We start from the raw sequence: 6929 nt of genomic DNA, 5'->3' as shown, positions 1-6929 counted from the left end.
AAATTGTCCTCCTATAACTAAGAATAGATATAACTAAAATAGCACGGATTGAAAAAGTTTTCCACAGATTACGATAAAAAAGGTTAGAAAAAAATACTTTTCCACAAAACGGGATAAAAGAAAAATGGAAATGCACATGTTCGAAATTCGACTATCCACAGGTAGAAAAAGAATGTGCATAACTGTAAAAACATCTCCTTTATCCACAGATAGATGTGAAGATCACGCCTTGATAACACTAGGTTTTAGGGTAGTTATCAACAGTTAAAAAAGTGATTGTGGAAAACTTTTCTACAGGCTGTTTGTTTGTGGAAAAAGCCAAAATAACTCTGGGGAAAAAGTTATCCACAAAAATTGGCTATAAACAGCAAACCCACACAAATCAAAGGGATTGTGGATAAAGAATGCCTGATTTTGAGCAAACTTCTTATTGACAAACTAGTACTTGACTCGTTATACTATCAAAGTATGTCTGTGCGCATAAGCATTATCCTGATGGAGGTGGAAATAAATGAAAAGAACGTATCAACCAAATAAACGTAAACGTCAAAAAGTTCACGGATTCCGTAAACGTATGAGTACAAAAAATGGACGTCGTGTTTTAGCTAGCCGTCGTCGTAAAGGCAGAAAGGTTATTTCTGCGTAAGCCACTGAATGCCAGTGGTTTTTTTTTATGCCGTTTTTGCGGAATATAGTGTCTGACTTTTGGCAAATATGGTATTATTGACAGGTGAGTGGTTACGGATTCAATCCGTTTCGCGAAGCTTAATTGAAAGAAGTGAAGGAACCGAAGATGAGAAAATCCTATCGAGTAAAAACAGAGCAAGATTTTCAAAAAGTTTTTCAGGCAGGAAATTCTTTTGCAAATCGGAAGTTCGTGGTGTATGTCTTACCTAAAGAGCAATCACATTTTCGAGTTGGTTTATCTGTAGGGAAAAAAGTCGGTAATGCAGTGAAGCGAAATGAGATCAAGCGCAAGATCCGTGCAAGTTTAACGGAAATGAAGCCGCGAATCGAACCAGCGGTCGATTTCATCGTGATCGCCCGTCCAAGTATCGCCACTTGTTCCTCAAAGGAAATCTACTCGAATTTAGAGCATGTCTTAAAACTTGCCAAAATTATTCATTAATGGAAAGGAATTAGTTACGTGAAAAAAGGGAAACGCGTCTTACTATTTTTGGGAGTTCTCTCATTAGTAGTTGTCTTATCTGCCTGCGGTGCAACAGGTGAAGTAAATGCACAAAGTACTGGTCTATGGGACCGTTACATCGTTTATTATTTTGCAGAGGCGATCAAAGCCCTCTCCTTCGGCAATGCCGGGATCGGGATCATCCTCTTTACATTGATCATTCGGGTCATTTTGATGCCGTTGATGCACTTCCAAACCAAAAGCATGCGCAAAACGCAAGAATTACAACCGAAGCTAAAAGCGCTGCAGCAGCAATATGCGTCAAAAGATACAGAAACACAAAGCAAGTTAAAAGAAGAAACACAACGTTTGTATGCGGAAAACAATGTCAATCCTTATGCCGGCTGTCTACCATTATTGGTACAAATGCCGATTTTGATGGCCTTGTGGCAATCGATCTCACGGGTTCCTGCTCTGCAAGAAGGAAAATTCTTATGGCTGCAGCTGGGTGATCGTGACCCATACTTCATCTTGCCGATTTTAGCGGCGCTCTTTACTTTTGCAAGTACTTACTTATCAAGTATGAGCCAAGTGGAATCAAATGCGAGTCTGAAAATCATGAATTTCGCTATGCCGATGATGATCTTACTGATGGGGATCAACATTGCCAGCGGTCTTTCCTTGTACTGGGTCGTTTCCAATGCATTCCAAGTTGTGCAAACAATGATCTTAAATAACCCATTCAAGATCCGCCAAGAAAGAGAAGAAGCTGCCCGCAAAGAACGCGAGCGTGAACGTGCGCTGAAAAAAGCAATGAGTCCTAAAAAGAAACGGAAAAAATAAGAGGAGGTTGCACTGCAATGCCGATTTATGAAAATCTGACAGTAGATGAAGCAATTCAAGAGGGATTGCAAGTCCTTGGTATCACCAAAGATCAAGCAGTAATCGAAGTCCTGGATGAAGGAAAAAAAGGCTTCTTGGGTCTAGGAAAAAAACAAGCACGGGTCTCCATTGAAAAACGAATCGTTGAAGAACCGGCACCCGTTGAAGAAGTACCAGCAAAACCGCTGGTAGAACCAGATCCTGTGACGACAGAGGATGCAAGCAGTGTGATGGAAGCAGCAGCGAGCGAACCTGTTTTGCTGACGGATCTTTCAGATGAGGAAGCGCTGGCTCAGCTGGGACTCTATCTGACAAATATTTCAAAAGCATTGAATGCACCCGCCTTAGTAAAAACCGCTCGTCAAGACGGCGTGATCGTCTTTCATTTAGAAACGCAAAAACAAGGCATTTTGATTGGGAAGCACGGCAAAACCTTGAATGCACTGCAATATTTGGCGCAAGTGTATATTCACCGCATCGCGAAAAACAAATTGTCGATTGTAGTGAATGTCGGAGATTACCGTGAAAAACGTCAAGCGATCTTAGAACGTTTGGCTAGCCGTACTGCTGAAAAAGTCAAACGAACAGGCCGCCCAGTCTTTTTAGAACCGATGCCGGCGTTTGAAAGAAAGCAGATCCATTCAGTTTTGAGTAAAGATGCGTATGTTCAAACTCATTCTGAAGGGGATGAACCGTATCGCTACTTAGTAGTGGAACCTGCGGACAAACGAATTTAATGAAAAAGGGAAAGGCGGTCTGACAAGCCTTTCCCTTTTTTGATGGGAAAAAGCGATTGACAACAAATTTAAAACCAAGTATCCTTGACTAGAAATCATTCTTATCAAAGTCAACATACGTTACGTAGGTCAGCCTTTGGTATCAAAAAAGAGTCCGTATGCCGCGGACTCTTTTTTGTATTTTTTTTGATGATAGAGGCAATTAGCCGCCGATGGTTGATTGAGTAAATTGAACCACTGTACCATAGGCAAAGATCTCAAGGTAGGTTTTGTCGCCTTCGACGATGCGGTCATGTTCGAAATGACAGTTGATCACTGCATTCGCTCCGTAGCTGTGGGCGGTTTCTTTTAAGCGATAGGTCACATCTGCCAACAGATCGTTCAAATTCACAGATGTATCAAATAGATCTACTTCGATTTTGTCTGCCGCAAAGACGATATCCCGCACGACGTAAGGCCGATTCACGTTTCCTGTCGATAAAATGATTTCTTTAATGCGAGCAGCGCTGTTTGATGATTTGATGGTTTCCATAATAGATCCCTCTTTTCTTATTCTTTGCTTTTATTTTAAAGGTTTTTGCGGACAGATGCAAAATTTAAAAGTTTTTGAAGGAAGCTTGCGACTCACGCAAAAATGTGCTAATCTATTTCCAGAATTTAATTGACAAGCAGTCAAAGTGCTAAGTCTACTCGTTTTTATTGATTTTCAATCAATTTGACGGGTGGAGTGGGCACTTTTTTTATGTGAAAAAATAGGAGGAGCAAGCAACATGGCGAATATAACGCAAGAATTTGATACGATTGCCGCGATTTCCACCCCGCCAGGCGAGGGGGCCATCAGTATTGTGCGATTAAGCGGGGAAGAAGCGATCGCAATTGCGGATCGGATTTTTCAAGCAGGCACTAAAACCCTCGCCCAAGTCCCTAGTCATACGATCCATTATGGTCATATCGTGGACCCAGAAGAAAACCGTTTGATGGATGAAGTGATGCTATCAGTGATGAAAAAGCCGCGGACCTTTACCCGAGAAGATGTCGTCGAGATCAACTGCCACGGCGGGATCGTTGTCGTCAATCAACTCTTGCAGCTGGTTTTACGACAAGGCGCACGGTTGGCTGAGCCGGGAGAATTCACCAAGCGGGCCTTTTTAAACGGACGGGTTGACCTTTCTCAAGCCGAGGCGGTGATGGACCTGATTCGTGCCAAGACCGATAAGGCGATGAATCTCGCAGTCAATCAGCTGGATGGCAATCTTTCCCACTTGATTCGGACCTTACGCCAAGAGATCTTAGAGACGCTGGCACAAGTTGAAGTGAATATCGATTACCCTGAATACGATGATGTGGAAGAATTGACGACCCGCTTATTGTTAGAAAAAGCCACGATGGTCAAAGGGCAGATCCAAGCCTTATTAGCGACTGCCCAACAAGGAAAAATTTTGCGAGAAGGTTTGAGTACTGCGATCATTGGTCGGCCGAATGTCGGTAAATCCAGCTTATTGAACCATTTATTAAGGGAAGAAAAAGCCATCGTGACAGACATTGCTGGTACGACTCGAGATGTCATTGAAGAGTATGTCAATGTTCGCGGGGTACCGTTGAAACTGATCGATACGGCTGGTATCCGCGAAACAGAAGATGTCGTTGAGAAAATCGGGGTCGAACGCAGCCGCAAAGCACTGGCAGAAGCGGAGTTGATTTTGCTGGTTCTCAACCAAAGCGAAGGATTGACCCAGGAAGACAAACAATTGCTGGAGCTGACTGCTGGCAGCCGTCGGATCATCTTATTGAATAAGACCGATCTTGAGCCAAAATTAGCACCCGCTGAGCTAGCGCAGTACGCAGCAGATGAACCGATTTTTTCTGTCTCTGTGTTGACCAACGAAGGCTTAGACCAACTGGAACAAGCCATTGCCGATCTATTCTTTGGGGGCAAGACCACCGATAAGGATGCTTCTTATCTTTCTAACACCCGTCACATTGCCTTATTAGAAAATGCCGTTCAGTCGTTGTCTGAGGTCATCCAAGGGATCGAAGCAGGAATGCCTGTCGACTTGGTTCAAATCGATATGACACGCTGCTGGGACTATCTAGGAGAAGTTGTCGGCGACAGTGTCCAAGATGAGTTGATCACCCAATTGTTCAGTCAGTTTTGTTTAGGAAAATAAAGAATGCGCCACTGGCGTAAAAAGGAGAACACCATGCAAGAATATCAAGCAGAAAGTTATGACGTGATCGTTGTTGGTGCCGGCCATGCCGGATCAGAAGCTGCCTTGGCAGCCAGCCGAATGGGGGCAAAAACCCTTTTGCTGACCATCAACTTAGACATGGTCGCATTCATGCCTTGTAATCCCTCCGTCGGCGGACCAGCAAAAGGCGTCGTGGTGCGCGAAATCGATGCTTTAGGCGGAGAAATGGGCAAAAATATCGACAAAACCTACATCCAAATGCGGATGCTCAATACAGGAAAAGGTCCCGCTGTGCGGGCCTTGCGGGCGCAAGCCGATAAACATGCCTATGCGGCTGAAATGAAACGAACGATCGAAAAAGAAACCAATCTGACACTGCGCCAAGGAATCGTTGAAAAGCTGATCGTTGAAGAAGGCGAATGCCGTGGCGTCGTGACCTCTACAGGCGCTCGTTACCAAGCCCAAGCTGTAGTGATCACTGCGGGAACAGCGTTGCGAGGAGAGATCATCATTGGAGAGTTGAAGTATTCTTCTGGACCAAACAACTCCCAGCCATCGATTGGACTAGCCGATCATTTGAAAGAGCTTGGCCTAGAGATCGCTCGTTTTAAAACCGGTACACCACCGCGGGTAAAATCCAGCACCATCAACTATGAGGTAACGGAGATCCAGCCTGGCGATGAACAACCGAATCACTTTAGTTACAGCACACCCGATGAAGCCTACAATCAAAACCAAGAACCTTGCTGGTTGACCTATACGAACGAAGGGACGCACCAAATCATCAACCAGAATTTACACCGGGCGCCGATGTTTACAGGGATCGTCGAAGGAGTAGGTGCCCGTTATTGCCCATCTATCGAAGACAAAATCGTGCGTTTTGCAGACAAATCTCGTCACCAACTGTTCTTGGAACCAGAAGGGTTGAACACCGAAGAAGTGTATGTTCAAGGGCTTTCTACTTCTATGCCAGAAGATGTCCAAGTCCAAATGCTGCATTCCATCGCAGGTTTAGAAAAAGCGGAAATGATGCGGACGGGCTACGCCATTGAATATGATGTCGTGGTGCCTCATCAATTGCGTCCAACATTAGAAACCAAAGTCATCGAAAACCTCTTTACGGCAGGACAAACCAACGGAACCAGCGGCTATGAAGAAGCGGCCGGTCAAGGCTTGATCGCAGGCATCAACGCTGCTTTGAAAATTCAAGGCAAAGAACCCTTCATTATGAAACGCAGCGACGGTTATATCGGTGTGATGATCGATGATTTGGTGACCAAAGGAACCAATGAACCTTACCGCTTATTGACCTCTCGTGCCGAATACCGCTTATTGCTGCGTCATGATAATGCGGATCTGCGTTTGACCGAAGTGGGACATCAAATCGGGCTCGTCCCAGAAGCACAATACGAAGCGTATGTAGCGAAAAAAGAAGCTGTTGAAGCAGAAATTAAACGTTTATCTAAGATCCGCATCAAACCAACGCCAGAAGTACAAGCATATTTGACTGCCAAAGGGACGGCCACCTTGAAAGATGGCGTTTTAGCAAATGAATTCTTGCGCCGGCCTGAAGTGACGTATGCGGAAATGCTACAATTTATCGAAGCCAATGAAACATTGAAGCCAAAAGAGATCGAACAAGTCGAGATCCAAATCAAATACGAAGGTTATATCAAAAAAGCCCTCGAAAAAGTGGAGAAACTCAAACGGATGGAAGCCAAACGCATTCCTGAAAACATCGACTATGCCGCTATCAATGGCTTGGCAACAGAAGCCAAACAAAAACTGCAAAAAATCCAACCCGAAACCATCGCCCAAGCGAGCCGTATCAGCGGAGTAAACCCAGCTGATATCAGTATTTTGATGGTGTATATTGAGCAAGGGAAGATTGCAAAGGTTAACTAAAGACGGTTAATATTCTTTGAAAAACCAATTTATAAATGGTAAATAGAGTGTCAAAAGCCCGCTGCGAGTTACTCTCGTAGCGGGCTT

General features: G+C 44.3%; 7 protein-coding genes. 6 read left to right on the top strand and 1 reads right to left on the bottom strand.

Annotated features, from left to right (window positions below; translation table 11 throughout):
- Positions 1-511: 511 nt before the first annotated feature.
- The 4 genes from rpmH (at position 512) to jag (ending at position 2748) form a co-directional block, all read left to right on the top strand.
- Complete coding sequence (gene rpmH / locus ACTW1R_RS16700) at positions 512-646, top strand: 50S ribosomal protein L34 (RefSeq protein WP_002356012.1); 135 nt, start codon at positions 512-514, stop codon at positions 644-646.
- Between the two features lie 147 nt (positions 647-793).
- Complete coding sequence (gene rnpA / locus ACTW1R_RS16695) at positions 794-1129, top strand: ribonuclease P protein component (protein WP_015510644.1); 336 nt, start codon at positions 794-796, stop codon at positions 1127-1129.
- A gap of 18 nt (positions 1130-1147) precedes the next feature.
- A complete protein-coding gene (locus ACTW1R_RS16690; protein ID WP_010748469.1) occupies positions 1148-1972 on the top strand; it encodes a YidC/Oxa1 family membrane protein insertase in 825 nt (274 codons plus the stop codon).
- 17 nt (positions 1973-1989) lie between these two features.
- A complete protein-coding gene (jag, locus tag ACTW1R_RS16685) occupies positions 1990-2748 on the top strand; it encodes an RNA-binding cell elongation regulator Jag/EloR (protein WP_081116711.1) in 759 nt (252 codons plus the stop codon).
- 202 nt (positions 2749-2950) lie between these two features.
- Here jag and ACTW1R_RS16680 read toward each other — a convergent pair whose 3' ends face one another.
- The gene (locus ACTW1R_RS16680; protein ID WP_005226284.1) at positions 2951-3280 is read right to left on the bottom strand and encodes a heavy metal-binding domain-containing protein; all 330 of its coding nucleotides are present in this window, start codon (positions 3278-3280) and stop codon (positions 2951-2953) included.
- 238 nt (positions 3281-3518) lie between these two features.
- On the opposite strand from ACTW1R_RS16680, the gene mnmE reads away from it, so the two are divergent.
- The gene (gene mnmE / locus ACTW1R_RS16675; RefSeq protein ID WP_034859087.1) at positions 3519-4916 is read left to right on the top strand and encodes a tRNA uridine-5-carboxymethylaminomethyl(34) synthesis GTPase MnmE; all 1398 of its coding nucleotides are present in this window, start codon (positions 3519-3521) and stop codon (positions 4914-4916) included.
- 33 nt (positions 4917-4949) lie between these two features.
- Positions 4950-6842, top strand: coding sequence for a tRNA uridine-5-carboxymethylaminomethyl(34) synthesis enzyme MnmG (gene mnmG, locus ACTW1R_RS16670; protein WP_270289957.1), 1893 nt, complete (start codon positions 4950-4952; stop codon positions 6840-6842).
- Positions 6843-6929 lie beyond the last annotated feature (87 nt).

It is taken from the genome of Enterococcus sp. R12 (assembly GCF_058135755.1).
This window is presented reverse-complemented; position numbering and strand designations above follow the sequence as displayed.